Below are 25,884 nucleotides of genomic sequence, written 5' to 3'. Positions count from 1 at the left end.
TAATTAAACATTTTTAGTAAATTTAGCACATACCTATGCACAGCAACTACTATAGTTTTTATCTATTAAAAATTAATTTTAACAGGGATAGTTTTTGGTAAATTCGCTTTTAAGTAAATAAAAAATCAATTATACTATGGAAAATAACACAAACCCAACATCCTACAACGTCAACGAAGAAAGCAAATGCCCTTTTTCCGGTGGAGTTGCTCCAAAGCAAAGCGCGGGTGTCGGGACTAGTAACCGCGACTGGTGGCCAAATCAATTAAAATTGACCATTCTGCGCCAAAACTCCTCTCTTTCCGATCCGATGGGAGAAACTTTTAACTACGCTGAAGAATTCAAGTCTCTAGACTTTGAAGCCTTGAAAAAAGACGTCATGGATGTCATTACCACATCTCAAGACTGGTGGCCTGCTGATTACGGTAGCTACGCAGGGTTCTTCATTCGTATGGCTTGGCACAGTGCAGGTACGTATCGTATTGCAGATGGTCGTGGTGGTGCAGGTTTCGGAACGCAGCGTTTTGCGCCACTGAACAGCTGGCCAGATAATGCGAATCTGGACAAGGCTCGTTTGTTATTATGGCCTATCAAACAAAAATATGGTAAGAAAATTTCTTGGGCCGATTTAATGATTCTAACGGGTAACTGCGCCCTCGAGTCGGCAGGTTTTGAAACCTTTGGTTTCGCTGGTGGACGTGCCGATGTTTGGGAACCACAAGAAGATATTTATTGGGGCTCTGAAAAAGAATGGTTAGCCCTTAGTAACACTCCAAATAGCCGCTACTCAGGTGATCGTGATTTAGAAAATCCTTTAGCTGCAGTACAAATGGGGCTTATTTATGTAAACCCCGAAGGTCCTGACGGTAATCCTGATCCGCTATTAGCAGCCCGTGATATTCGTGAAACCTTTGCCCGTATGGCGATGAATGACGAAGAAACTGTTGCGCTTATTGCTGGTGGACATACATTAGGGAAAACCCATGGTGCTGCTGATCCAAATAAATACGTCGGTTCAGAACCAGCAGGAGCATCTATTGAAGAGCAAGGCATAGGTTGGAAAAACACCTATGGTACTGGAAATGCAGGTGATACAATTACCAGCGGTCTTGAAGGTGCTTGGACCACAACGCCAACAAAATGGAGCAATAATTTCTTTGAAAACCTATTCGGGTTTGAATGGGAATTGACCAAAAGCCCGGCTGGAGCACATCAATGGAAACCGAAAGGTGATGCAGGTGCCGGTACTGTGCCAGATGCACACGACCCTTCAAAAAGCCACCAACCTTTTATGCTGACTACTGACTTGTCATTAAGAGTCGACCCAATATACGAGAAAATTTCAAGACACTTTTTTGAAAATCCAGCAGAATTCAATGATGCCTTTGCTAGAGCATGGTTCAAGCTTACACACAGAGATATGGGGCCAAAAGCGCGCTATTTAGGACCAGAAGTTCCTGCTGAAGAACTAATTTGGCAAGACCCAGTTCCTGCTGTTACGCATCCATTAATTGATGACCAAGATATTGCTACACTTAAAGCAAAGATTCTTGCTTCAGGATTGTCTGTTCCAGAATTAGTATCTACAGCTTGGGCATCAGCATCTACTTTCCGTGGCTCTGACAAACGTGGTGGTGCAAACGGTGGTCGAATTCGTCTTGCACCACAGAAGGATTGGAAAGTGAATAATCCGTCTCAACTTGAGAAAGTACTTAACAAACTTGAGAATATCAAAAATGAATTCAACAGTGCTCAGTCTGGTGGTAAACAAGTTTCAATTGCTGACTTGATCGTTTTAGGTGGTAGTGCAGGTATTGAAAAAGCAGCTACAACTGCAGGACATTATGTATCAGTACCTTTCACGCCGGGACGTATGGATGCTTCACAAGAGCAAACAGATGTAGAATCATTCGCAGTTCTTGAGCCTCAAGCAGATGGATTCCGTAATTATGTTAAGACAAAATATACTATTTCAGCAGAAGAAATGTTGGTTGACAAAGCACAATTATTAACTTTGTCAACGCCGGAAATGACAGTTCTTGTCGGTGGTATGCGTGTATTGAACACCAACTTTGATCAGTCGCAAAACGGTGTTTTTACAAAACGTACAGAGGCGCTTACCAATGATTTCTTTGTGAATCTACTTGATTTAGGTACAACATGGAAAGCAGTTTCAGAATCTGATGATGCCTTTGTAGGAAGTGATCGTATGGCAGGCGGATTGAAGTGGATTGGAACTCGTGTCGATCTTATTTTTGGTTCGAACTCAGAGTTAAGAGCCCTTGCCGAAGTTTATGGTTGTGCAGACGCTCAGGAAAAGTTTGTAAAAGACTTTATTGCAGCTTGGACTAAAGTGATGAACCTGGACCGCTTCGACTTGGTTTAATTTAGATTTTATAATTTGTTTAAAAAGGTGGTCTGGCAACGGATCATCTTTTTTGGTTTATAGTTTGATTTGCAGATTAATCAAACTTTATAAGTTGCTAGGTTTTTCTAGTTACTACGATTACTTTTCTTGATGATTCCGCACTTTTTGGGAAACCGTTATTTTTATAGTTATTTTCTATAAATTAATACTCCCAAAACAATATAAAGAAGAAATTCCCTCGCAGACTGAACTATTTGTAAGTGCCCCGACCTTGTTGCTTCATGATAATTATCTAATTGTATTGCATATTTTTCTACTAAAATATCAAATAGATAATACGATATTACTAATTGAAAAAATTGAATTACTACTAAAGAGATAATAGATGTTTTTAAAATCTGTCTTGCCGTTGCGTTATCAATATTACTATTTTTAATCCAGTTGAAAATTTTCCAAGTTACTAAAGCAAATAAAATCAAATAGAGTATCTCATTTATCCAAAAAATCACCAATGAATCAACAGAAACTATGATTAATATATATTTTGAAATTATAAAAAGAAATGTATGCAAAAAACTTATAATTGCCAGCCAAAGAAACATTCCTGCTCCAACGCTAAAATGAATAATATTAGATTCACTTTTAATTTTCTTCATAATTGTGTTACGTTAAAATTGATGTTAATTTTTACACTAGTTTTTCTCTTCATGCTCATCTTTTTTGTATAACTTAATATACCAGCCATAAAGTGGCACTAATCCCTCCAATTTGAATGGCTTCGTGCCATTAAATGACTTCTGCTAATGTATAGATAATCAACCATAATTAATCTATATCAACAAATCTAAATGGTTTCATTTTCATTGCTTTACGGTTTCCCGTAAAGCAATGAAAATTTTATAATATTTAAAAAGACTAGACACATTACATAATTTTTTGAGAATAAAAATCTCATCACCAAACTAAACCCTATAAAAAAAGCCGTCTCATTTTCGAGACGGCTTTTTTTATAGGGTTAAAAGGTATAAATTAATCCGTTATCTTATAAAAGAACATTTGTGGAGCGCCTTCAACACCGGCATCCATCATCAGTTTTTTCTTTGCTTCGGAGGTGATGTTTTCTTTTGCTTTTTTCATATCCGTAATGGCAAATACCAGCGTCACCATATTTGGATCGTCTATACTTCTGGCCATTCCTCTGTCTATAAATCCTTCTTCCATTCTTTTGGCAGTTCCTTCGGCATCGTATACTTTGAGCCAGGCATCAAAATCTTTTACACGATGCGTCACCATCAATCGGTCTTTCTGATTAATCGGTGTGTCGTCATTTCGTATTACCTCATAATACGTAAATTCAGGTTTACCGGTAACCCCGGCTTTTTTCATCGTCTCTTTCAGATCGGAAAGTACACTAAATTCTTTTGCTTTTTGGACATCATTAATTTTATCTATTATCATAATCATATTCGCATCGTCAATTCCTCTTCCTACCATATAATGTGAGATTCCATACACCATTCGCATAGAATCATGCGCATCATATTCCTTTCTCCATTTTTCATAATCCGCTATTTTGTGCTTTATTCCAATTACTTTAAAAGGTTCAAATACAGCAACAGCGGTAGCAGTATCTATAGGCATAACTTCTTCAGGTTCTGTTTTCTCCGTTTTATTGTTTTTACAAGATAAAAAGGCAACGGTAAAAACTAATATCAAAACTGGTTTCAAAAAAAATTTAATGTTTTTCATATTATTATTTTTTAAGTTATTTTTATTACGTAAATATAATAATAAATACTGATAATCAGATTATTACAAACCAATTAATCTTTAAAAACAAATATCAGAATACGTGTTGACAGTCCTTTTATATTTTTAATTTCTCCATAAAATAGAGTTTATTCCATGCCATAATTCCATAAAAAAAGCCGACTCGCAAAAACGAGACGGCTTAAATTTTTCAATCAAAAAAGATTACAAAATAAAATCGGTATTAATAAAATTAGATTCTTTACTGCTCAATAATTTCTGCAAAATAGCATTGTTATAATCATTGTCTTTAGACGCTACAAAAGTTCTAATCGAGAACGAGCGCAAGGCATCGTGAATACTCAATGTTCCTACTGCTGAATCTTTTCGTCCTGTAAAAGGGAAAACATCCGGTCCTCTTTGGCAAGAACTATTCAAGTTTACTCTACACACTAAATTCACCAAAGCATCAATAAGCGGCGCAATGGTTTTGATGTCTTTTCCAAACAAACTCACTTGTTGCCCGTAATTTGATTCCGCCATATCGTTCAAAGGCTCTTGAATGTCTTTGAAAGAAATAATAGGCACAACCGGACCAAATTGTTCTTCGTGATACACACGCATTTCTTTGTTTATAGGAAATAAAACTGCGGGAAAAATATAATTAGACGAATGCTTCCCTCCTTTTTCATTGATTATCGCTGCACCTTTACTGGTAGCATCATCAATCAATTCCTGAATATAAGCCGGTTTTTCTTTTTCTGGTAAAGGCGTCAGTAACACGGAGGCATCCCACGGATTACCAAAAACCAATGCGTCAACTTTGGCAGCAAAACGTTTGTTGAACTCATCTGCAATAGACTCATGCACATACAAGACTTTCAAAGCCGTACAACGCTGTCCATTGAACGATAAAGAGCCCGCAATGCATTCTTGGATAGCCAAATCTAAATCGGCATCCGGAAGGATTATCGCAGGATTTTTTGCCTCCAAACCTAATATCAAACGCAATCTGTTTTTGTTAGGATGTTGGTCTTGTAAAGCAATCGCTGATTTACTGTTTCCTATCAAAGCCAAAATATCTACTTTTCCGGATTTCATTATTGGTGAAGCCACTTCACGTCCGCGACCGTACACAATATTGATAGCTCCTTTTGGAAAACTGTTTCTGAAAGCTTCCAATAAAGGTGAAATCAATAAAACACCATGTTTTGCCGGTTTAAAAATTACCGGATTCCCCATAATCAATGCAGGAATCAGCAACGAAAAAGTCTCATTCAACGGATAATTATAAGGCCCAAGACATAGAACAACGCCAAGCGGTCCTCTACGAACCATGGCATTTATCCCTTGTACTTTAGAAAAATGAGCACTACGACTGTTTAATTCTTTTAAGCTGTCGATAGTATCATAGATATATTCTACGGTTCTGTCAAATTCTTTTTCAGAATCACCCAATGATTTTCCAATTTCCCACATCAATAATTTAACAACTTCTTTACGGGTTGTTTTCATTTGAGTAACGAAATTTTCCATGCATTTTATGCGATCCGCCACTTTCATGGTTGGCCATAATCCTTGACCGTTATTATAGGCCGCGCTAGCCGCATTTACCGCTTCCAGCGCTTCGGCTTCTCCCATAAACGGGATTGAACCTAAAATAGTGGGACCGTATTCTTCAGTGGATGAAATCGTTGAAAAAACAGGCGTGGTCTGACCCGTCCATTTTTTTAACTCTCCGTCAACTAAATACGTATCTTGATTCAATAATGTTGTAATCTTAAATTCTTCTGGTATTACATTCATACTAAAGTATATTATGTTTTTAATTTAAATTTTAAATAAACAAAGAGGCATAAGCCTCTTTGTTTATTATGGTTCAACTACTTCTCCATCCCAATCCATAATGCCTCCAACTAAGTTATACGCATTTTCAAAACCCAGCTCATTCATTATTTCGCAGGCTTTTGCACTTCGCATTCCGGAACGGCAATACACATAATAGTTTTTTGTTTTGTCTAACGCTTCAATTTCAGTTATAAAACCTTGTCCCAAGTGAATGTCAATATTAATGGCATTGGCTATAATCCCTTCGTTAAATTCGGTTTCGGTTCTCACGTCTAAAATTACTGCGTTTTCGTCAGTTTCAAATTGAGAAACCCAATCTTCTTGTGTTAAATTCATAGTGATGTTTTTTGTAAAAATACAAAGATTTTAGCTAACAATAAACGCCTGAATTGTTAATTGGATAATATTCATAAGAAAACGTTTTCGCAAAACATTAACTATCAATAAACTATAAAATTAGTGCTTATTTTTATGAAATAAGTCTATTAAATCCATAGGAAATAAGTAAACAATATTCAATCAATCAAGTACTTGTATTTTTTTTTAGTCCAAAAATCATCCCCACTTTTTTGAGTTTTTTAGACTACTTTTACCATCCAAACTATAGAAAAAAGACTAAAATGCTCGATCCCATAAAGAAATTTTTTTATTCATTACCTAATAAATTAATTACAGAAATGGTGCTTCAAAAAAAATTAAAATGGAATATTTAGGTTATTTTGCTTCAATTATTATTGGACTTTCATTAGGATTAATTGGAGGCGGTGGATCGATTCTTACTATTCCTATTCTGGTTTATCTCTTTAAAATAGACCCAGAAAATGCTACCAGTTATTCTCTGTTTATAGTGGGAATTACGGCTTTATTTGGCTGTATCAGTCACTATAAAATGGGAAATCTTAAAATTAAATCAGCATTATACTTTGCCATTCCTTCGGTTTTTTCGATACTGATCATTCGGGAAGTCATTTTCCCAAAAATTGCGGCAACAATTTTCTCTATTGCTTCCTACCAAGTATCTAAAAATTTCCTGATAATGATTGTTTTTTCAGTACTCATGATAGCAGCCGCAATATCTATGATACGCAAAACAAAAACGGTAACGAATCCACCAAAAACAAATTATACACAGCTTGGACTAATTGGATTTTTAGTTGGAATTGTCACTGGGTTTTTAGGTGCCGGAGGAGGGTTTTTAATCATACCTGCATTATTATTTTTTGCTAATTTACCAATGAAACAAGCCGTTGGCACCTCATTATTGATTATCTTTATAAACTCTAGTATTGGTTTTGGTGGTGATTTATATATTGGTACACCTATAGACTATTCGTTTTTACTGATGATTTCGAGTATGGCTTTTATAGGGATGATTATTGGCATCAAGCTTTCAAAAAAAATAGATGGGGCTAAACTAAAACCAATCTTTGGTTGGTTTCTATTAGTAATGGGAATTTATATTATTATCAAAGAATTTTTCTTGAATTAAAAAATGGAATGTAACAATTGTCACTGTTTATCCTAAAAAAACAGAAGTACATTGGTACTATAAAATTAAAAAAATGCAATCATGCAAATAGAACAAATATATACGGGATGTCTAGCCCAAGGTGCTTACTATATAACTTCAAATGGCGAAGCGGCAATTATTGATCCGTTACGTGAAACCCAACCCTATTTAGACCGATTGGAGAGAGACGGCGTTACATTGAAATATATTTTTGAAACCCATTTTCATGCTGATTTTGTATCCGGTCACGTAGATTTGAGCAGAGAAACGGGCGCTCCTATCGTTTATGGTCCAAATGCAAGCTGTGAATTTGAATGTATTTCTGCTAAAGACGGACAGGAATTCACCATTGGAAACATCAAAATAAAAGTATTGCACACTCCGGGACATACCATGGAAAGCTCCACTTTTTTATTGATTGACGAAAACGGAAAAGACCATGCCATTTTCTCTGGAGACACTTTGTTTATTGGTGATGTGGGAAGACCGGATTTGGCCCAAAAAGCGGCAGACATGACACAAGAGGAATTAGCGGGTATCTTATTTCATTCTTTAAGAGATAAAGTGATGACTTTGGCAGATGATGTCATTGTTTATCCGGCTCACGGTGCAGGAAGTGCCTGTGGAAAAAATATGAGTAAGGAAACAGTATCAACCATTGGCTACCAAAAAGCTACGAATTATGCGTTGCGTGCGAATATGACTGAAGCCGAATTTATACAAGAAGTAACCGAAGGTTTATTACCACCACCCGCCTATTTTGGAATGAATGTGGCAATGAATAAAAAAGGATATGACAGCTTTGAAAACGTATTGCACTTAGGAATGCGCGCTTTATCTGTAGTCGAATTTGAAGCGGCGGCTGAAGAAGCCGGAGCCTTAATTTTGGATACCCGAAAAAACGGAGAATTTGCCAAAGGATTTATTCCCCAATCCATAAACATTGGAATAGATGGTGATTTTGCTCCTTGGGTAGGTGCTTTAATTGCCGATGTAAAACAACCCATCCTAATTGTTTGTGAACTGGGACAAGAGGAAGAAACCGTTACGCGTTTAAGCCGTGTGGGATTTGATAACTTGATTGGTCATCTTGATGGTGGTTTTGATGCTTGGGCAAAAGCTGGAAAAGAAATTGATACCGTACATAGAATCACTGCCGACCAATTTGCTGCAGCAGTAAAAATTGGCGAAAGCAAAGTAATCGATATTCGTAAAGAAAGTGAATATTGCGCTGAACATGTTGAAGAAGCGTACAGCAAGCCATTAGCGGTTATCAATGAATGGATCAAAGATATTAATCCAAAAGAACATTTTTATTTGCATTGTGCGGGTGGATACCGCAGTATGATTGCGGCTTCGATATTAGAAGCACGCGGTTTTAGAAATTTCACTGAAATTGAAGGTGGTTTTAATGCTATTTCAAAAACGGATGTTCCAAAAACGGATTTCGTTTGCCAAAGCAAAGTATTGAAATAAAAGCAATTTCAATGGCAATTTCAATAGTAATGGCAATTTCAAAAAAATCGAATTATGGAAGATATAAAATGTTGTGTAGTTTCCTGCGATAAACCGCTAGATGCAGCCTATTGGGAAGCCCAATACGAAGCCAAAACCACCGGTTGGGATTTAGGCAAAGTATCACCTCCCATACAAACGTATGTCGATACAATAATTAATAAAAATTGCAGTATTTTGATTCCCGGTTGTGGAAACAGTTATGAAGCCGAATATCTTTTGGAGGATGGATTTACAAATAGTACCGTTATAGATATTGCGCCAACACCAGTGGCCGTTTTAAAAGAAAAGTTTAAAAACAATTCTAATATTCAAATTATACTGGGTGATTTCTTTGAACATCAAGGGAAATATGATTTGATTATTGAGCAAACTTTTTTCTGTGCTTTGCCTCCAACAATGCGCCAAAAATACGTGTGGAAAATGCATCAACTTTTGGCTGATGAAGGAATTCTGGCGGGATTACTGTTCAATAGAACGTTTGAATCCGGTCCTCCTTTTGGCGGAAGCAAAGAAGAATATGAACTGCTTTTCAAAGGTGCTTTTGATTTTTTAAAAATGAATGTATCTGAAAATTCGATTGCACCAAGAGCGAATTCAGAGTTGTTTATAGAGTTGAAAAAGAACAATCAGGTTATTGTGAATTTATATGAATTCGAAGGCATTACGTGCAGTGGCTGTATGGAAACCATCACAAAAAAATTGGCCGAAATCGATGGAATATTAAATGTAAGCATGAGTAGCAATTTTGCTGAAGTATTGATTGTCAGTGAAAATGAAATTGCAATCAAAATATTACAACAGGTGATTTCTTATGATGCGAAGTATAAAATCAAAAAAATAAACACGTAAAATCAAATTCTTTTTTTCGAAAAAAAATGAAAGCATTATTATTTACAAACTGGCATCTAATGCGCTGGGTTCGTCTGGCGTTTGCCTTATTTTTATTTGCTCAAGCCTATATTTTAAAAGAGTGGATGTTCATTGGTTTTGGACTATTTTTCTTGATTCAGGTCGTTTTTAATTTAGGTTGTGGCTCTAATGGTTGTACTATTCCTAACAATAAATACAATAAAGATGAGTAATTTCGATACGATTATCAATTCAGGCAAACCGGTATTAATAGACTTTTTTGCCACATGGTGCGGACCATGTAAAATGCTTAGTCCCATTTTAAGAGAAGTAAAAGAGCGTTTGGGAGAAAACGTTTCCATTATCAAAATTGATGTGGACAAAAACCAGCAAATTTCAAGTCAGTATCAGGTTCGTGGGGTTCCAACTATGATTTTATTTCAAAACGGAAAACAGTTGTGGAGACAATCCGGTGTGTTATCCAAAGAGGAAATTATCAAAATTATTTTAGAGAAAAGCAATAAATAGCAAAAAGTACTGGTGTCATAGGTCTTAATTTTGGATATAATTACTGGCTTAAACCCCAACTGCTTTTGGTATTTTTTAAGTGGCATTTTAGTTTTGTTTTTATACAACCAGAATTTAACTATTATTTCTCCTAACTTAGTGTCACTATGGAAAAACCTCGCCAATATAGACTTTCAAGATCCGAATCTTTATTTGTTAGAGGACCTTTGACACGATTAAAAAACTTGTTTTTCACTTTCAAAGTTCAATACAACTTTATTAGAGCTTTTCAAAAAATGCATTTTATTGGTCCGTGTGTTACTGTTTTTGGCTCTGCCCGATTTGGTCCGGAAACTGCGCATTATAAAAATGCAGAGCGCATTGGTGCCGAAATAGCAAAATTAGGTTTTACAGTAATGACAGGTGGCGGTCCGGGAATTATGGAAGCGGCAAATAAAGGCGCTTATGAAGCGGGAGGTTATTCTGTTGGGTCTAATATTGTTCTTCCGGTGGAACAAAAACCAAACCCATATTTGCACAAATGGATTTACATTCCTTACTTTTTTGTGAGAAAAGTTATTTTAATAAAATATTCCTATGCATTCATTGTTATGCCGGGAGGAATAGGCACTCTCGACGAATTATTTGAGGCGCTGACCTTAATTCAAAATAAAATAATAAATAATTTTCCGATAGTAATTTTTGATACTGAATATCATAAAGAGCTGTATCATCATATTCAAGTCATGTCAAAAAATGAGAGCATCAGCCCCGAGGATATGAGCCTGTTATTTGTAACGGACTCCGTAGAGGAATTGATTGAGCATCTTAAAAAACATGCAATCAAAAAATTTGGTTTAAAAAAGTATGCGTATAAGCGTAAATCGTGGTTTGGAGAAAAAAGGAAACATTAATTATCAAATGAAACTAGCTAAAAAAAATTTCTTTGATTATTATTTCAACCACTTAAACAGCACTTTTTCTAAACTGGATCTTAAAATAGGTTTACAAACATAATCATCCATTCCTGACTCTAAACATTTTTCTTTTTCACCTAACATTATTCCGGCAGTCAATGCTATTATTGGAATATTATTGTATTTTTTTAGTTGTTTAATTTCAACAGTAGCTTCATATCCATTTTTATGAGGCATTTGGATATCCATTAAAATCAAGTCCAGATTCTCTTTTTTATACAATTTAATGGCTTTTTTACCATCGGAGGCTTCTAATACTGTACTGCCCGGAAGTATTGATTTAAGTAATGTTTTTACCAAAAGCATGTTTATTTTATTGTCTTCGACTACTAATATTTTCTTGTTCGAAAAATTTCCAATAGAAGAAATATTCTCTTCTTTTTCAACATTATTATCTAAATCTTTTGAATCATATTCATGATTTGATTTTTCTAGTTCAACCGTAAAGAAAAATTCACTTCCTTCTCCATAATGGCTGTTCAATTCTAACTTACTGTTCATTAAAGCTAAAAGTTGATTTGTAATAGTCAGTCCCAAACCAGTTCCTCCAAATTTGCGCGTAATTGAACTATCTTCCTGCATGAAAGAATGGAATATTTTTTCTTGATTTTCTTCTTTTATTCCAATGCCTGTATCTTTAACCGAAAATTTTAAATGACATTGATTTTCATTTTCTAAAGAAACAGTATTGCTAATATTTAACTTAACATATCCTTCTTTCGTAAATTTCAACGCATTCCCTATCAAATTCACTAAAATCTGTTTCAATCGAATAGAATCGACTAAAACATAATTGGGAACAGTTGCGTCAATATTTAGGATTAGAGCTATTTTATTTAAGTCTGCATGATATTTGAAAATATCGATTACATGATGAATAAGTTCAAAAAGATTAACTTCTTCGATATTCAATTCAAATTTACCGGATTCAATTTTTGAGAAATCTAAAATATTATTAATAATCTCAATTAATATTGTAGCTGATTCATGAACCGTATTCATATACTCCGTCTGATTTGTATCCAGATTTGTTTTCATTAACAAATCAGTAAAACCAACAATTCCGTTCAGAGGAGTCCTAATTTCATGACTCATATTAGTCAAAAAACTGGATTTTGCTCTGTTCGCCGCTTCGGCTTGTTCTTTAGCTTTAGTCAACTCAATTTCTAATTTTTTTAACGCTGTAATTTCAATAAAACTGATGACTACTTCAGCTATTTCCCCCGAATTATTAAATACAGGAAAACCATTTATCAGAAGCCATTTAGTAGAAGCATTCTTGTTTTTCTTGATTCCAATTATAAAATTTTTTATGGGTTTTTTATTATTTAGAATTTCGTTTACTGGATAACTCTCCGGAACCAAAGGTTTGTTATCCTCATTTATAAATTTCCACACTGGATTAAGAATCTGTTTTCCTTTCATCTGATCTTTGCTCAAACCAATCAGTTTAGATGCTTTAGGATTAGAAAAAAGTATAGAAGCATCCTTATCATACAAGATAATCCCAACATCAAGATTGTTTAATAATTCTCTATACCGCTCTTCACTTTCTCTAAGAGCAGATTCAGTTAATTTGAGTTGTGTAATATCTACCGTGGTGATTAGAGCTTCCTTTCGATTTTCAGAGAGAACTGCAGTAAGATAAACATTTATGGTAAAATTGTTCTCTAAAAGCAATTTAACTTCACAAGATCCTTTTAGATTCGTATTGAAAACAGTATCCAAGAATTCATTGAAGATTGGTTTTGTATCATCAGAGACAAAAAACCCAAATTGACTGTTTATTACTTTTGATCTTTCTTTTTGAAATAATTGAGAACCGGTAAGATTGAGTTGCGTTATTTTTCCAGAATTTGTTAGTGTAAAATAGCCTGAAGGAGCAAAATCATACAATTCAGCATATTTTTGCGTAGCCATTTCAGCTTGTTCTTTGGCTAAAATAAGTTCTTCTTTTTGCACCTCCAATTCTATCTGATGAACTTCTAATTCATGGATCAGTTTTAATGTTTCCACTTCTGAAAGCTTAGAATCAGCAATTGAATGTTTTTGCTGTTGGAATTCTTCCTCCTTATTTTCAATATTTTCCATAAGTATTATCTTTATAAAGACTACTGTTTTTATTTCCTGACAATTGAAAATCAAATACTTATTCTTTTACTTACGTAGTGGTATATCATTTGTAAAAAACTAAATATTTCTGTAATTATGACTAAAACCAAACTGACAAGCGCTGTATTCCTTTTTTGTAGTTCATTTTTCTATTTCCATGAAACTTAAATGAAAACATTGTGGTTTTATTTAGGTTCTTCTCACTTTTAATAAGTGTATCAGAAACCAAATTTATCTCAAGAAAATAGTTGAGTAGCGAAAATAGTTTAGTGGGGAGTTCTTTTGAGGAAGAAACAATAGCAGCTATAACAGCTTCAATTGTATTGCGGTGTATGCTCTTAAATTTTGCCAAAGCAGGGTCTTGGACAAGTACAAAACCATTTTTTTCTTTATTGGATCTCCTTCCAAAGAGAATGATTCCAATATTTTTTTCTATTCTATCCAATAGCTCAAGCTCGCCTGCTGATGCTCCAATACCAATTATTGGAAAACCATTATTATCGGCAATAGACAAGCTTGAATTTAGTTTCAAATCAAGAATTTCGCCTTCCCCTTGGCTAATTTGATTGCTTTTTATCATCTCAAAATTAGAATTTCTATATCTTATTATTAGTTGAGTCGGATTGTTGTTTCAATAATTGCCCTTTTTAACTTTGATTACTATATAATTGTCAATTCTATATGCTTTCATTAACTAAATTACTTTTTGCAAAAGCAAAATGACTTGTAGATCATTGCACTTCCTTAAAAAATCATTAGAATTTAACAATTGTTTATATTTTTAAAAAATAGATTAAAATTCAATATTAAGTCTAATTGCACATTCTTGTTAAATTTGTCATTATTTTAGTGTTAATTAAAATATTTAACTAAATATACCCTTAAATGACTATAAATTTAATAAAAAATATTTTTATTACAACTAAACACAAAACTAAATCGATAAACATTCTTTAAAAAAAATCAAGAGACAACATTTCCCCTTTACAATTTTAATCAAAATTTATAGTACACTTCAAAGTGTTAAACCAAAATAATATTCTCGGCTTAGTTTTTGCAAAACATTTATTCAAAATTAGGAGATCTCGTTTATGTTTTAAACTTTATTTGAACCTGAAACTATCGCAAACCAAATTCCTGAATTGCATATCATAATAAAAATTAACACAAAAATAACACACATTTGTATATACAAATAAAAAATGTGTTACATTTGTACCAACAAATTACATGTATACAAATATGAAAATTGAAGATGTATTAAAAAGTACTATTACCTATGATAATTCAAAAAAAATTATCCTGAATGTTTTGTACACTCAAAATGTAATTACAGACAATTTTAATGAAATATTGAAACCCTATGACTTATCAGGTGAGCAATATAATGTTTTACGAATATTAAGAGGCCAGAAAGGGAACCCAGCAAACATGTGCGTGATTCAAGAACGTATGTTAGCCAAGACGAGCAATACTACCCGATTAGTCGATAAATTATTATTAAAAAAATTTGTGACTCGAAATGTTTGCCCTGAAAATAGACGAAAAATAGAAGTTTTGATTACACAAAAAGGACTTGACGTTTTAAAAGAATTAGATCCAAAAGTAATTGCACACGAACAGTTTTTCTCAAAAAATTTGAGTTCGGAGGAAATCGTTCAATTAAATCAATTGTTAGAAAAATATAGAAATCAATAAATACTAAATATAAATGAGTACTTTTTTAGATAACCAAAATTGGAGATACGCTACAAAAAAATTTGATGCAGCAAAAAAAATCTCTGCCGAAGATTTAAATATATTAAAAGAAGCCATTCGTTTGAGTTCTTCTTCTTATGGATTACAACCTTATAAGGTTATTATTGTTGAAAATCGCGAATTAAGAGCAAATCTTCAACCTGCAGCATGGGGACAATCACAAATTGTTGAAGCTTCACATCTGATCGTCTTCGCGAATGAAACCAAAATAGATGATTCGGCTATAGATGATTATTTAAAAAACATGAGTGAAATCAGAAATACTCCAATAGAAGCTTTAGCAGGTTATGGGGCGTTTATGAAATCTAAAATTACTGCTCTGACAGCCGAAGAAAAAAACATTTGGACAGCAAAACAAACTTATTTAGCTTTGGGAAATCTTTTGAATGCAGCTGCTGAACTTAAAATTGACGTTACCCCAATGGAAGGATTTGTCCCAGCCCAAGTAAACGAAATTTTGGGATTGGATAAATTGAATCTAAACGCCTCTTTAATGGCTACCATTGGTTACAGACACGAAGAAGATGCAAGCCAGTTTTACAAAAAAGTCAGAAAATCACACGAAGAATTATTTATTACACTATAATTATTAATTAAAATCAAATTTAAACACATGAAAAATTTCAAATCAATTGCATTGGCATTAGTAGTAGTTTTATCTACTTTATCAGTAACAGCACAAACTAAAAAAGTAGATGCTTCAAAAAGTTCTATCAACTGGGTTGGGAAAAAAGTAACTGGACAACATGAAGGTACAATCAATCTTAAAGATGGTGCATTAGTATTCAAAGGGAAAAAATTAATTGGTGGTACATTCAATGTAGACATGAATTCAATTTTAGTTACTGACTTAAAAGCAGGTCAAGGTAAAGAAAAACTAGAAGGTCACTTGAAAGCTGATGACTTTTTTGGAACAGAAAAATTCGCAACAGCGACTTTGGTTTTCAAAAAAATAGTTACTAAAGCAACTAATGTATACACTGTAACCGGAGATTTAACAATTAAAGGTATCACTAACCCTGTTACTTTTGATTTAACAACAACTGCCACTACAGCTTCAACTAATGTAAAAATTGACAGAACAAAATACGATATTAAATATGGCTCTGGAAGCTTCTTTGATAACTTAGGGAACAAAGCAATCAATGATGACTTCGATTTGGCTGTCGCTTTGAAATTCTAATTTCAACTCAAAAATAATATCTTAAAACCCTAACAAGCAATTGTTGGGGTTTTGTCTTTTATATATGTCTCTTTAGCTTATTTAACAAAAAAATAAAAAAATCATTTATTTTTTTGTTTAATTCTATTTGGAAAACCAAATTACCTTCATATATTTGTTCCAAGAAATAAAACATGAAAACAATTTTAAACAATACTTGGTGGTGGAACAATTTACGTCAGTCGTCGTGAACTAAGCTCCTATAGTATTATTAAAACTATAAATATAAAAGGCTTGTCATCACGACAAGCCTTTTTTTTTGTGTAAAATTTCATCATCACATTACAGTTTAAACCTTAAAACACACACAAGTTGAAACCTTTTATACTAAAAACAAACTATAAGCAAATCCTTGCCGATACAATTACTCCAGTAAGTGTGTATCTCAAAATTCGCGACAAATTCCCTAATAGTTTATTGCTGGAAAGTAGCGATTATCATGGCAATGACAATAGCTTTTCCTATATCTGTTGTAACCCGATTGCGTCTATAAAAATTGAAAACGAAATCATTTACAAGAGTTTTCCTGACGGGAGTTTTGAAAAAATAATTATTGATGCCAACACCAATATTCCAGCAGTTATTCAAGAATTTTCAGGTCAATTCAAATCAGAGAAAAACAATTTTAAATTCATAAATAATGGGCTTTTTGGTTATATCTCTTATGATGCCGTTCGTTATTTTGAAAAAGTATCCATTGCCAAAAAAGAAAATAGTAACACCATTCCCGATGTGTACTATGCGGTTTACCAAAATATAATTGCCATCAATCATTTCAAGAATGAAGCGTACATTTTCTGTCATAGTTTAGATGGAAAAAATAACATTTCAGAAATAGAACAATTGTTACAATCCAGAAACATTGCCTCTTATAAGTTTACAAAAGTAGGAGAAGGATTTTCGAATCTAACTGACGAAGAATTTAAACATAATGTGGCTTTGGCCAAAAAGCATTGTTTCCGTGGTGATGTGTTCCAATTAGTTTTGTCTCGAAGGTTTACCCAAGGTTTCAAAGGTGATGAATTTAATGTGTACAGAGCGTTAAGAAGCATCAATCCTTCGCCCTATTTATTCTTTTTTGATTATGGGGATTTCAAAATATTTGGCTCTTCACCGGAAGCTCAAATCATTGTAAAAGACCGCAAAGCTGAGATTCATCCTATCGCAGGAACTTTCAAAAGAACGGGCGATGATGAAAAAGATGCCATTCTTGCCAAACAATTATCGGAAGACAAAAAAGAAAATAGTGAACACGTGATGTTAGTGGATTTAGCCAGAAATGATTTAAGTCGAAACGGGCATAATGTCAATGTAGAGAAATACAGAGAAGTGCAATTTTTCTCGCATGTTATCCATTTGGTTTCAAAAGTAACGGGACATTTACACCCAAAAGCCACAACGATGCAAGTGGTAGCCGATACTTTTCCGGCAGGAACATTAAGTGGCGCACCAAAACACCGAGCTATGCAACTGATTGAAGAATACGAAAAAACCAATCGGAATTTTTATGGCGGAGCCATCGGTTTCATGGATTTTGAAGGAAACTTTAACCACGCCATTATGATTCGGACTTTCTTGAGTAAAAATCATCAATTGCATTCCCAAGCGGGAGCTGGAATTGTAGCCAGTTCTGACGAAGAAAGCGAAATGCAGGAAGTGTATAATAAATTGAGGGCGTTGAATGCCGCTTTGGATTTAGCGGAAACGATATAAAATAATTTAAAGATTTAATAATTTAAGAATTTAAAGATTACTGAAACACTAGAATTTTTCAATCTTTAAATCTTTTAATTTTTCAATAATAAAAATGAAAAAAATACTAGTCATAGACAATTACGATAGTTTCACTTACAATTTAGTGCATTATCTCGAAGATTTGAATTGCGAAGTAACCGTTTATAGAAACGATGAATTTGATATAGATGAGATAGCTATTTTCGATAAAATTCTACTTTCTCCTGGGCCAGGAATTCCAGATGAAGCAGGATTATTGAAAGAAGTCATTAAAAAATACGGGCCAACTAAAAGCATTTTTGGAGTGTGTTTAGGACAACAAGCGATAGGCGAAGTTTATGGAGGAACGCTTTCTAATTTAGATAAAGTATATCACGGCGTGGCAACAATGGTAAAAACAGTAGTCGATGATGAACTTTTATTTGAAGGATTAGGAAAAGAATTTGAAGTGGGACGTTATCACTCTTGGGTAGTTGACAGCAATTTACCTGATGTTTTGGAAGCAACTTCATTGGACGAAAATGGACAAGTGATGTCGTTGCGCCACAAAACGTATGATGTACGCGGTGTACAATTTCATCCGGAAAGTGTTTTGACTCCCAATGGGAAAAAGATATTAGAGAATTGGGTGAACTCATAGTGTTCAGTGTTCAGTCGCAGTAATCAGTTAACATAATTTAAATAACAATATTCAGTAATAAACTTTTAGTCTTTGCGAGCAAATAAAAAAAAATCAAAAATGACAATTATAATTTCCGAAACAAAAGATATTAATATTGAAGATATAATAGCGCTTTATAAAGCAAACAAATGGAGTTCAGCTGACAAACCAGAACAATTGTTTAATGGTCTTATGAATTCCGATGCTTTAATAACGGCTTGGGAAAATAAAAAATTAGTTGGACTTGGAAATGCTATTTCTGATGGCTATTTAGTAGTCTATTACCCGCATCTACTAGTTCATCCAGATTATCAAGGAAAAGGAATTGGCAAAATGATTTTTGATAAAATGCAAGAGAAATATAGCAGCTTTCACATGCAAATGCTAACCGCAGATGGAAAAGCTATTGATTTTTATAAAAAAAATGGTTTTGAACGCGCTGGACAAACAGAACCGATGTGGATTTATAACGGAAATGAACATTAATAGTTGTGATTTCAAATGTCATACTGTCGAAAGACTTTAAGACCTTCGACTTTAGACTTTAAGATAAATAACAAAATGAAAAATATATTAAACAGACTCATTAATCACGAAATGCTTTCGAAAGAAGAAGCTAAGAATGTATTGGTAAATATCTCAAACGGGAGTTATAACACCAGTCAGATTGCTTCTTTTCTTACCGTTTATATGATGCGAAGTGTCAGTATTGATGAACTTTCCGGTTTTCGGGAAGCGTTGTTAGAACTGTGCATCCGTGTGGATTTATCTGCCTATGATACCATCGATTTATGTGGAACTGGTGGCGACGGAAAAGACACCTTTAACATTTCAACTTTGGCTTCTTTTGTGGCTGCCGGTGCAGGAATAAAAGTGGCAAAACACGGAAATTACGGTGTTTCATCCATTTCCGGATCTAGTAATGTGATGGAAAAAATGGGAATCAAGTTCAGTAATGACACTGATTTTCTGGAGAAATGCATGGATAAAGCCGGAATTTGTGTTTTACACGCGCCATTATTTCACCCCGCTATGAAAAATGTGGGTCCAATTCGAAAAGAATTAGCTGTAAAAACCTTCTTTAATATGTTGGGACCAATGGTAAACCCATCATTCCCCAAAAATCAATTAGTGGGCGTTTTTAATTTAGAACTGGCCAGAATGTATGCCTATTTATATCAAAATACCGATGTAAATTTTACAATCTTACATTCGCTTGACGGTTACGATGAAGTTTCATTAACAGGACCTACGAAAACAATTACCAGTTCGATGGAAGGAATGCTAAATCCAGAAGATTTTGGAGTTCAACTTTTGCTGCAAAGCGAAATCGAAGGTGGAAAAACCATTGAAGAATCAGCTCAAATTTTTACCAACATCATTTCAGGAAAAGGAACCGAAGCTCAAAACAATGTGGTTTGTGCCAATGCCGCAATGGCAATTGCAACCGTTACAAAATGTACGCCATTGGAAGGTTTTGAATTGGCAAAGGAAAGTTTGTTCTCCGGAAAAGGACTAAAAGCTTTGGAGAAATTGAAGGATTTAAGCATTTAAAGATTTAAAAATTATGACAAAATCGTTTGAAGAGTTTGATGTTTATAAAAAAGGGATTGTATTAGCAAAATTAATTTTTGAATTTTTAAATACTAAAACCTTTGAAAAAGAATTTGGTTTTAAAGATCAAATAAAAAGGGCAGTTATTTCAATAACCAATAATATTGCAGAAGGTTCTGAATATAATAATAACAAACAACTCATTAGATACTTGAAAATCTCAAAAGGAAGTTGTGCAGAAGTTAGAAGTATGCTAATATTATCTCGGGAACCTGGCTTTTGTTCTCAAACAGAAATTGAAGAAAGCTATAAAATAAGTATTGAAATATCTCAAAACTTATCCAATTTTATTAAATATTTAAGTACTAAAATCAAAGACTAATTTTTATTCAGATTGGAATTTTTCAATCTTTAAATTTTTCAATCTTTAAATTAAAACAAATGAACATACTCGATAAAATTATAGTTGACAAAAAAAGGGAAGTCATTCTCAAGAAATCCATAATTCCCGTTTCCCAATTGGAAGCTTCGGTTTTCTTTGAAAAAAAGACGATTTCTTTGAGCGATAATCTAAGAAACAGCACATCCGGAATTATCGCGGAGCACAAACGCCGTTCCCCTTCAAGAGCAGAAATAAATTATAGTTTTACTGTGGAAGAAGTAACAAAAGGATATGAAAATGCCGGTGCTTGTGGAATTTCCGTATTGACAGACGGGAAATATTTTGGCGGTTCTTTGGACGATTTACTTTTGGCAAGAGCCACTGTAAGTATTCCATTACTACGAAAAGAATTCATTGTAGATGAATACCAAATATTAGAAGCCAAAGCATATGGAGCCGATTTGATTTTGCTTATCGCAGCGGTTTTAACCAGAGACGAAATCAAATCATTATCCCAGTTTGCTAAAAGTTTAGGACTCGAAGTTTTACTGGAAGTACACAATCAGGAAGAATTGGAAAAATCGATTATGCCCACATTAGACATGATCGGTGTGAACAACCGAAACCTAAAAACATTCGAAGTAAGTTTGGATTTCAGCAAGCAATTAGCAGCACAAATTCCAAATGATTTTGTAAAAGTTTCCGAAAGTGGGATTTCATCCATTGAAGCGATTAATGAATTAAAGCCTTTTGGTTACAAAGGTTTCCTAATTGGGGAAAACTTCATGAAAACCAATAATGCCGGTAAAGCCGCAACGGATTTTATTGAAAAGCTTTAGGCTTTAGGCAATAAGCGTTGATTAACATAAAACAAAAATTCAATTTTACAGCATAAAGCATAGAGCTTATTGCATAAAGCTAATAGAAATGAAACTCAAAATCTGCGGCATGAAATATCCCGAAAATATTCTCGAAGTAGGTTCGCTCCTACCCGATTATATGGGATTTATATTCTGGGAGAAATCAGCTCGGTATTTTGATGGCGTGATTCCAGATTTACCAAAATCGATTAAAAAAGTGGGCGTTTTTGTAAATGCTTCCCAAGAAGAAATAATTGAAAAAATAACAAAATACGATTTGCAAGCCGTTCAATTACACGGACAGGAATCGGTTGAATTTTGTTTGGATTTAAAGGATAAAATAAATAATCCAATTGAAATCATCAAAGTATTCTCTGTTGATGATTCTTTTGATTTTGAGGTGCTGAAACCCTTTGAAACCGTTTGTGATTATTTTCTTTTTGATACCAAAGGAAAATTACCCGGCGGAAACGGAACCACATTCGATTGGAAAGTATTAGAAAAGTATCCTTCAGGCAAACCATTTTTCTTAAGTGGAGGAATCGGAATTAATGAAATGGACACCGTAAATGAAATTTCGAAAACCAATTTACCCCTTTATGCCATTGATGTAAACAGTAAATTTGAAATCGAACCCGGATTAAAAAACATACAATTATGTAGAGACGCACTGCAGTGCGTCTCTACAACGTGCGTCTCCACAGATAACAAAATAAAAAAATAAATTATGTCATACAACGTCAACGAAAAAGGCTATTACGGAGAATTTGGAGGAGCCTACATCCCTGAAATGTTATATCCAAATGTGGAAGAATTACGTCAAAATTATTTAAAAATAACGGCAGATCCATCGTTTCAAGCCGAGTTTGATGCGCTATTAAAAGATTATGTAGGTCGCCCTACGCCTCTTTATTTTGCAGAGCGTTTATCTAAGCAATACAATACCAAAATCTACCTAAAAAGAGAAGATTTATGTCACACCGGTGCCCACAAAGTCAACAACACGATTGGACAAATTTTATTAGCCAAACGTTTGGGTAAAAAACGAATCATTGCCGAAACCGGTGCCGGTCAACATGGCGTTGCAACAGCAACCGTTTGCGCCTTAATGGGATTGGAATGTATCGTGTATATGGGGGAAATTGATATCAAACGTCAAGCACCAAATGTAGCTCGAATGAAAATGTTGGGTGCCGAAGTTCGTCCGGCGCTTTCGGGTTCAAAAACCTTAAAAGATGCCACTAACGAAGCGATCCGCGACTGGATTAACAATCCTGTAGACACCTATTATATCATTGGATCTGTCGTAGGACCGCATCCTTATCCGGATATGGTGGCGCGTTTCCAAAGTGTCATTTCTAAGGAAATCAAAGAACAATTACTGGAAAAAGAAGGACGCGAAAACCCGGATTATGTAATTGCTTGTGTAGGTGGAGGCAGCAATGCAGCCGGTGCTTATTATCATTTTTTGGATAACGAAGACGTGAATATTATTGCCGTTGAAGCAGCTGGTTTAGGAGTCGATTCTGGAGAAAGTGCGGCAACTTCTGCGTTAGGAAAAGTAGGTGTTATTCACGGGAGCAAAACCTTGTTGATGCAAACCACTGATGGCCAAATCACTGAGCCGTATTCCATTTCGGCAGGACTGGATTATCCGGGTGTAGGTCCTATGCACGCTAATTTATTCGCTACCGGAAGAGCGCAATTCATCTCCATTACGGACGACCAAGCCATGCAATGGGGATTAAAATTATCCAAAATGGAAGGACTAATTCCTGCTATCGAAAGTGCGCATGCCTTTGCCGTTCTGGACGAAATGAAATTCAAACCGGAGGATATTGTAGTCATCAATCTTTCCGGTCGCGGCGATAAAGATTTGAACACTTATATCGATTATTTTAAATTATAGTTGGGTTTACCCTGAATTTTTCTGGGCGTTCCCTAGCTTTCACTAGCGTTTCAGCGAGGTCAGGCTTTCCGTTACAATCTTTTTTATCTCGTTAAAAAACGAGACAAAAAAGGATTTTCACTGCAATCCTTAACGCAAACCCAACAGCATAAAATGAAGTTCAATTCACATTTTCAAAATAGAAACTATGGAAAAATTATTCGCTTACGGCAGCTTACAAAATGAGGACATACAGAAAGATCTTTTTGGGCGTATTCTTGAGGGAACTCCCCAAACGTTAATTGGTTATGTAGTAAAAGAAATTCAAATCGAAGAAGAATTTGGATTAGTACATTATCCCATCATTGTGGAAACCCATAAACCCGAAGACACTATCAACGGCATTGTATATACCATTTCGCCCCAAGAACTTCGCCAAACGGATTTGTACGAAGGATTGCATTACAGACGCGTTGAAGTGCATTTAGAATCAAACCAAAAAGCTTGGGCTTACAGTGCCGCCATTTAAGCTTTCGAATTAATAAAATGGCAAGGTTTTTAGAGCCTTGCAAATCTGATAAAAAATACAAAATGAACCGAATAAATCAAAAATTACAAGAAACCAAAAAGATACTTTCCATCTATTTTTCGGCTGGATATCCTAACTTAAATGATACCGTTCAAATCATTCAGGATTTAGAAAAAAGTGGTATCGATATGATTGAAATAGGATTGCCGTTCAGCGATCCATTGGCTGATGGACCTACGATACAAGCCAGTTCCACCCAAGCGTTGCATAACGGAATGACCACTCAAGTGTTGTTTGACCAATTAAAGGACATTCGTAAAACGGTTGCTATTCCTTTAGTGATTATGGGGTATTTCAACCCGATGTTGCAATACGGAATCGAGAATTTCTGCCAGAAATGTGCGGAGATTGGAATCGATGGATTAATCATTCCTGATCTTCCCGTTGATGTGTATGCGGATGAATACAAAGCTACTTTCGAAAAATACGGCTTGAAAAATATATTCTTGATTACGCCACAAACCTCTGACGAGCGCATTCGTTTTATTGACAGCGTTTCCGATGGATTTATTTATATGGTAAGTTCGGCGAGTGTTACGGGTTCCCAAACTGGTTTTGGAAGCGTTCAAGAAGAGTATTTCAAACGCATTGCAGCAATGAATCTAAAAAACCCACAAGTAATTGGCTTTGGAATCAACAATGCGGAAACCTTTAATCAAGCCACTCAATTCGCCAAAGGTGCGATTATAGGAAGTGCTTTTATTACGCATTTAACCGAAAACGGAACTGGAAAAATTGAAGAATTCGTAAAAGCGATTCGATAAACAACTTCTTTTATATAAGATTAAACGGCGTTTAAATGAACTTTAAGCGCCGTTTTTTTATGTTCATACTTTATAAAATGCTAAAACTATTTGTAAGGTTATTTTTATATATTAGCAAAAGCAAAAAAGATGACGTTGATCAGACAAAGCCACCCAAATTTGGGGTGATAGGTCTGATTCTATCAGACTTATATACTAGTTAGTGGCTATATTACCGCAAAACCTGAAAAAATGGAAATTAACGAATTCATAAATAAGCACAAAATTCAAGAAAAAATATTGAATTCTTTTAGCCATTTAGTTAACTCTAATAAAATTAAAGACTTAAATATTGAAGACAAAGAAATATCAATTGATATAAAAAAAATTGACTATAAACAAACTGAACTTAATCAACATTCTTTTCAAACTTCAATCTTAAAAAACAAAAAAGAAATTGGTTATTATGCTGTAATTTTTACAAATGAAGGAAATGAAATTGATGATTTTTTTGTAATAAGCTAATGGATAAGATTGAACTTATAATTAATGAAATAGCTCAGAATAAAATTGAGTTCAATGAAGGTTGCAAAACTGTATTGAATGATAAGGATTTTAATTTCGAAACAATATTCAGTTGTTTACGAAATTATATTTTTAACTCAATTCCAGAAAAAACAAATTATAATACTCAAACCTATCAGAACGCAATTAAAACAATTCCATTGAAATCAACATTTACACCAATTGTGATTTTAAAATCGTTCGACACCAAAATTGCGTTTAATAAACTTGAGAAAATTATTGAAAACGAAAGAGAAAAAACTATAATTGCTTTATTGTGGATATTAAAGCAAACAGACACCGAAAGAAGAAATACAGAATGTAAAAATGGTTGTGGACACGAATGGCATAACATTGAATAAAAATACAGCCACTAACACACGCTACAAGCAATTTGGGGATTTGGCTTAATTTGAAATTGGTCTTGTATTTGGATGATTTGGCAAATCCGAAAGATAATGCTGATTTAATCCCAAACTGCTTGTAGCGCG

General features: G+C 34.3%; 28 protein-coding genes. 22 read left to right on the top strand and 6 right to left on the bottom strand.

Going from position 1 to position 25,884, the window contains the following annotated elements; all coding sequences use genetic code 11:
• Positions 1 to 136 precede the first annotated feature (136 nt).
• Positions 137 to 2,386 carry a catalase/peroxidase HPI gene (gene katG, locus E0I61_RS11160; RefSeq protein WP_132071464.1) on the top strand — a complete coding sequence of 750 codons (2,250 nt, stop codon included), beginning with the start codon at positions 137 to 139 and terminating at the stop codon, positions 2,384 to 2,386.
• 170 nt (positions 2,387 to 2,556) lie between these two features.
• Here katG and E0I61_RS11155 read toward each other — a convergent pair whose 3' ends face one another.
• The 4 genes from E0I61_RS11155 to E0I61_RS11140 all read right to left on the bottom strand — a co-directional run bounded on the left by E0I61_RS11155 (position 2,557) and on the right by E0I61_RS11140 (position 6,301).
• Entirely contained in the window at positions 2,557 to 3,024 is a 468-nt protein-coding gene (locus E0I61_RS11155; protein ID WP_132071462.1) for a hypothetical protein, read from the bottom strand.
• Positions 3,025 to 3,397: 373 nt separating this feature from the next.
• Complete coding sequence (locus tag E0I61_RS11150) at positions 3,398 to 4,117, bottom strand: hypothetical protein (protein WP_132071460.1); 720 nt, start codon at positions 4,115 to 4,117, stop codon at positions 3,398 to 3,400.
• A gap of 225 nt (positions 4,118 to 4,342) precedes the next feature.
• Complete coding sequence (locus E0I61_RS11145) at positions 4,343 to 5,923, bottom strand: NADP-dependent glyceraldehyde-3-phosphate dehydrogenase (RefSeq protein WP_132071458.1); 1,581 nt, start codon at positions 5,921 to 5,923, stop codon at positions 4,343 to 4,345.
• A gap of 66 nt (positions 5,924 to 5,989) precedes the next feature.
• Positions 5,990 to 6,301 carry a rhodanese-like domain-containing protein gene (locus E0I61_RS11140; RefSeq protein WP_132071456.1) on the bottom strand — a complete coding sequence of 104 codons (312 nt, stop codon included), beginning with the start codon at positions 6,299 to 6,301 and terminating at the stop codon, positions 5,990 to 5,992.
• 364 nt (positions 6,302 to 6,665) lie between these two features.
• Here E0I61_RS11140 and E0I61_RS11135 point away from each other — a divergent pair, with 364 nt between their 5' ends.
• The 6 genes from E0I61_RS11135 to E0I61_RS11110 all read left to right on the top strand — a co-directional run bounded on the left by E0I61_RS11135 (position 6,666) and on the right by E0I61_RS11110 (position 11,263).
• Complete coding sequence (locus E0I61_RS11135) at positions 6,666 to 7,454, top strand: sulfite exporter TauE/SafE family protein (RefSeq protein ID WP_132071454.1); 789 nt, start codon at positions 6,666 to 6,668, stop codon at positions 7,452 to 7,454.
• An 81-nt stretch (positions 7,455 to 7,535) separates the two neighbouring features.
• Positions 7,536 to 8,951, top strand: a complete 1,416-nt coding sequence (locus tag E0I61_RS11130) for an MBL fold metallo-hydrolase (RefSeq protein ID WP_132071452.1) — start codon at positions 7,536 to 7,538, stop codon at positions 8,949 to 8,951.
• Between the two features lie 54 nt (positions 8,952 to 9,005).
• Entirely contained in the window at positions 9,006 to 9,842 is an 837-nt protein-coding gene (locus tag E0I61_RS11125; protein WP_132071450.1) for a methyltransferase domain-containing protein, read from the top strand.
• Positions 9,843 to 9,868: 26 nt separating this feature from the next.
• On the top strand, positions 9,869 to 10,075 hold the full coding sequence (locus E0I61_RS11120; RefSeq protein WP_131996807.1) for a hypothetical protein: 207 nt from the start codon (positions 9,869 to 9,871) through the stop codon (positions 10,073 to 10,075).
• Positions 10,068 to 10,370, top strand: a complete 303-nt coding sequence (trxA, locus tag E0I61_RS11115; RefSeq protein ID WP_132071448.1) for a thioredoxin — start codon at positions 10,068 to 10,070, stop codon at positions 10,368 to 10,370. Before E0I61_RS11120 ends, trxA begins: the two co-directional genes overlap by 8 nt.
• 146 nt (positions 10,371 to 10,516) lie before the next feature.
• Positions 10,517 to 11,263, top strand: a complete 747-nt coding sequence (locus E0I61_RS11110) for an LOG family protein (protein WP_131996804.1) — start codon at positions 10,517 to 10,519, stop codon at positions 11,261 to 11,263.
• Positions 11,264 to 11,302: 39 nt separating this feature from the next.
• Here the strand turns inward: E0I61_RS11110 and E0I61_RS11105 are convergent, their stop codons facing one another.
• Positions 11,303 to 13,417: an ATP-binding protein gene (locus E0I61_RS11105; RefSeq protein WP_132071446.1), complete on the bottom strand. Its 2,115-nt coding sequence runs from the start codon at positions 13,415 to 13,417 to the stop codon at positions 11,303 to 11,305.
• A 121-nt stretch (positions 13,418 to 13,538) separates the two neighbouring features.
• Positions 13,539 to 14,018: a hypothetical protein gene (locus tag E0I61_RS11100; RefSeq protein WP_131996799.1), complete on the bottom strand. Its 480-nt coding sequence runs from the start codon at positions 14,016 to 14,018 to the stop codon at positions 13,539 to 13,541.
• Between the two features lie 662 nt (positions 14,019 to 14,680).
• Here E0I61_RS11100 and E0I61_RS11095 point away from each other — a divergent pair.
• From E0I61_RS11095 to E0I61_RS11025, 15 genes are all read left to right on the top strand, one after another.
• Positions 14,681 to 15,136, top strand: a complete 456-nt coding sequence (locus tag E0I61_RS11095) for a MarR family winged helix-turn-helix transcriptional regulator (protein ID WP_132071444.1) — start codon at positions 14,681 to 14,683, stop codon at positions 15,134 to 15,136.
• 13 nt (positions 15,137 to 15,149) lie between these two features.
• Entirely contained in the window at positions 15,150 to 15,782 is a 633-nt protein-coding gene (locus E0I61_RS11090) for an NAD(P)H-dependent oxidoreductase (RefSeq protein WP_132071442.1), read from the top strand.
• A gap of 27 nt (positions 15,783 to 15,809) precedes the next feature.
• Positions 15,810 to 16,379 carry a YceI family protein gene (locus E0I61_RS11085; RefSeq protein WP_131996790.1) on the top strand — a complete coding sequence of 190 codons (570 nt, stop codon included), beginning with the start codon at positions 15,810 to 15,812 and terminating at the stop codon, positions 16,377 to 16,379.
• A 351-nt stretch (positions 16,380 to 16,730) separates the two neighbouring features.
• Positions 16,731 to 18,131 carry an anthranilate synthase component I family protein gene (locus tag E0I61_RS11080; protein WP_132071440.1) on the top strand — a complete coding sequence of 467 codons (1,401 nt, stop codon included), beginning with the start codon at positions 16,731 to 16,733 and terminating at the stop codon, positions 18,129 to 18,131.
• Positions 18,132 to 18,225: 94 nt separating this feature from the next.
• Positions 18,226 to 18,792, top strand: coding sequence for an anthranilate synthase component II (locus tag E0I61_RS11075; protein ID WP_132071438.1), 567 nt, complete (start codon positions 18,226 to 18,228; stop codon positions 18,790 to 18,792).
• Between the two features lie 99 nt (positions 18,793 to 18,891).
• On the top strand, positions 18,892 to 19,299 hold the full coding sequence (locus E0I61_RS11070; RefSeq protein ID WP_132071436.1) for a GNAT family N-acetyltransferase: 408 nt from the start codon (positions 18,892 to 18,894) through the stop codon (positions 19,297 to 19,299).
• Between the two features lie 75 nt (positions 19,300 to 19,374).
• Positions 19,375 to 20,367, top strand: a complete 993-nt coding sequence (gene trpD / locus E0I61_RS11065; RefSeq protein ID WP_132071434.1) for an anthranilate phosphoribosyltransferase — start codon at positions 19,375 to 19,377, stop codon at positions 20,365 to 20,367.
• 13 nt (positions 20,368 to 20,380) lie between these two features.
• On the top strand, positions 20,381 to 20,749 hold the full coding sequence (locus E0I61_RS11060; protein ID WP_132071432.1) for a four helix bundle protein: 369 nt from the start codon (positions 20,381 to 20,383) through the stop codon (positions 20,747 to 20,749).
• A 59-nt stretch (positions 20,750 to 20,808) separates the two neighbouring features.
• The gene (trpC, locus tag E0I61_RS11055; protein ID WP_132071430.1) at positions 20,809 to 21,588 is read left to right on the top strand and encodes an indole-3-glycerol phosphate synthase TrpC; all 780 of its coding nucleotides are present in this window, start codon (positions 20,809 to 20,811) and stop codon (positions 21,586 to 21,588) included.
• Between the two features lie 88 nt (positions 21,589 to 21,676).
• On the top strand, positions 21,677 to 22,333 hold the full coding sequence (locus E0I61_RS11050) for a phosphoribosylanthranilate isomerase (RefSeq protein ID WP_132071428.1): 657 nt from the start codon (positions 21,677 to 21,679) through the stop codon (positions 22,331 to 22,333).
• A gap of 3 nt (positions 22,334 to 22,336) precedes the next feature.
• Positions 22,337 to 23,518 carry a tryptophan synthase subunit beta gene (gene trpB, locus E0I61_RS11045; protein WP_132071426.1) on the top strand — a complete coding sequence of 394 codons (1,182 nt, stop codon included), beginning with the start codon at positions 22,337 to 22,339 and terminating at the stop codon, positions 23,516 to 23,518.
• A gap of 187 nt (positions 23,519 to 23,705) precedes the next feature.
• Positions 23,706 to 24,026, top strand: coding sequence for a gamma-glutamylcyclotransferase family protein (locus E0I61_RS11040; RefSeq protein ID WP_131996763.1), 321 nt, complete (start codon positions 23,706 to 23,708; stop codon positions 24,024 to 24,026).
• Between the two features lie 62 nt (positions 24,027 to 24,088).
• Complete coding sequence (gene trpA / locus E0I61_RS11035) at positions 24,089 to 24,850, top strand: tryptophan synthase subunit alpha (RefSeq protein ID WP_132071424.1); 762 nt, start codon at positions 24,089 to 24,091, stop codon at positions 24,848 to 24,850.
• Positions 24,851 to 25,081: 231 nt separating this feature from the next.
• Positions 25,082 to 25,354 carry a hypothetical protein gene (locus tag E0I61_RS11030; RefSeq protein ID WP_132071422.1) on the top strand — a complete coding sequence of 91 codons (273 nt, stop codon included), beginning with the start codon at positions 25,082 to 25,084 and terminating at the stop codon, positions 25,352 to 25,354.
• The gene (locus tag E0I61_RS11025; protein ID WP_132071420.1) at positions 25,354 to 25,755 is read left to right on the top strand and encodes a DUF5958 family protein; all 402 of its coding nucleotides are present in this window, start codon (positions 25,354 to 25,356) and stop codon (positions 25,753 to 25,755) included. Before E0I61_RS11030 ends, E0I61_RS11025 begins: the two co-directional genes overlap by 1 nt.
• The last annotated feature ends 129 nt before the right edge of the window (positions 25,756 to 25,884 follow it).

The sequence above is a fragment of the Flavobacterium ranwuense genome (assembly GCF_004349315.1).
Classification (GTDB): domain Bacteria; phylum Bacteroidota; class Bacteroidia; order Flavobacteriales; family Flavobacteriaceae; genus Flavobacterium; species Flavobacterium ranwuense.
This window is presented reverse-complemented; position numbering and strand designations above follow the sequence as displayed.

Bases quoted from the DNA above. Each gene is read 5' to 3' on its own strand.
- katG (WP_132071464.1), top strand. From the start codon at position 137: ATGGAAAATAACACAAACCCAACATCCTACAACGTCAACGAAGAAAGC.
- E0I61_RS11155 (WP_132071462.1), bottom strand. From the start codon at position 3,024: ATGAAGAAAATTAAAAGTGAATCTAATATTATTCATTTTAGCGTTGGA.
- E0I61_RS11150 (WP_132071460.1), bottom strand. From the start codon at position 4,117: ATGAAAAACATTAAATTTTTTTTGAAACCAGTTTTGATATTAGTTTTT.
- E0I61_RS11145 (WP_132071458.1), bottom strand. From the start codon at position 5,923: ATGAATGTAATACCAGAAGAATTTAAGATTACAACATTATTGAATCAA.
- E0I61_RS11140 (WP_132071456.1), bottom strand. From the start codon at position 6,301: ATGAATTTAACACAAGAAGATTGGGTTTCTCAATTTGAAACTGACGAA.
- E0I61_RS11135 (WP_132071454.1), top strand. From the start codon at position 6,666: ATGGAATATTTAGGTTATTTTGCTTCAATTATTATTGGACTTTCATTA.
- E0I61_RS11130 (WP_132071452.1), top strand. From the start codon at position 7,536: ATGCAAATAGAACAAATATATACGGGATGTCTAGCCCAAGGTGCTTAC.
- E0I61_RS11125 (WP_132071450.1), top strand. From the start codon at position 9,006: ATGGAAGATATAAAATGTTGTGTAGTTTCCTGCGATAAACCGCTAGAT.
- E0I61_RS11120 (WP_131996807.1), top strand. From the start codon at position 9,869: ATGAAAGCATTATTATTTACAAACTGGCATCTAATGCGCTGGGTTCGT.
- trxA (WP_132071448.1), top strand. From the start codon at position 10,068: ATGAGTAATTTCGATACGATTATCAATTCAGGCAAACCGGTATTAATA.
- E0I61_RS11110 (WP_131996804.1), top strand. From the start codon at position 10,517: ATGGAAAAACCTCGCCAATATAGACTTTCAAGATCCGAATCTTTATTT.
- E0I61_RS11105 (WP_132071446.1), bottom strand. From the start codon at position 13,417: ATGGAAAATATTGAAAATAAGGAGGAAGAATTCCAACAGCAAAAACAT.
- E0I61_RS11100 (WP_131996799.1), bottom strand. From the start codon at position 14,018: ATGATAAAAAGCAATCAAATTAGCCAAGGGGAAGGCGAAATTCTTGAT.
- E0I61_RS11095 (WP_132071444.1), top strand. From the start codon at position 14,681: ATGAAAATTGAAGATGTATTAAAAAGTACTATTACCTATGATAATTCA.
- E0I61_RS11090 (WP_132071442.1), top strand. From the start codon at position 15,150: ATGAGTACTTTTTTAGATAACCAAAATTGGAGATACGCTACAAAAAAA.
- E0I61_RS11085 (WP_131996790.1), top strand. From the start codon at position 15,810: ATGAAAAATTTCAAATCAATTGCATTGGCATTAGTAGTAGTTTTATCT.
- E0I61_RS11075 (WP_132071438.1), top strand. From the start codon at position 18,226: ATGAAAAAAATACTAGTCATAGACAATTACGATAGTTTCACTTACAAT.
- E0I61_RS11070 (WP_132071436.1), top strand. From the start codon at position 18,892: ATGACAATTATAATTTCCGAAACAAAAGATATTAATATTGAAGATATA.
- trpD (WP_132071434.1), top strand. From the start codon at position 19,375: ATGAAAAATATATTAAACAGACTCATTAATCACGAAATGCTTTCGAAA.
- E0I61_RS11060 (WP_132071432.1), top strand. From the start codon at position 20,381: ATGACAAAATCGTTTGAAGAGTTTGATGTTTATAAAAAAGGGATTGTA.
- trpC (WP_132071430.1), top strand. From the start codon at position 20,809: ATGAACATACTCGATAAAATTATAGTTGACAAAAAAAGGGAAGTCATT.
- E0I61_RS11050 (WP_132071428.1), top strand. From the start codon at position 21,677: ATGAAACTCAAAATCTGCGGCATGAAATATCCCGAAAATATTCTCGAA.
- trpB (WP_132071426.1), top strand. From the start codon at position 22,337: ATGTCATACAACGTCAACGAAAAAGGCTATTACGGAGAATTTGGAGGA.
- E0I61_RS11040 (WP_131996763.1), top strand. From the start codon at position 23,706: ATGGAAAAATTATTCGCTTACGGCAGCTTACAAAATGAGGACATACAG.
- trpA (WP_132071424.1), top strand. From the start codon at position 24,089: ATGAACCGAATAAATCAAAAATTACAAGAAACCAAAAAGATACTTTCC.
- E0I61_RS11030 (WP_132071422.1), top strand. From the start codon at position 25,082: ATGGAAATTAACGAATTCATAAATAAGCACAAAATTCAAGAAAAAATA.
- E0I61_RS11025 (WP_132071420.1), top strand. From the start codon at position 25,354: ATGGATAAGATTGAACTTATAATTAATGAAATAGCTCAGAATAAAATT.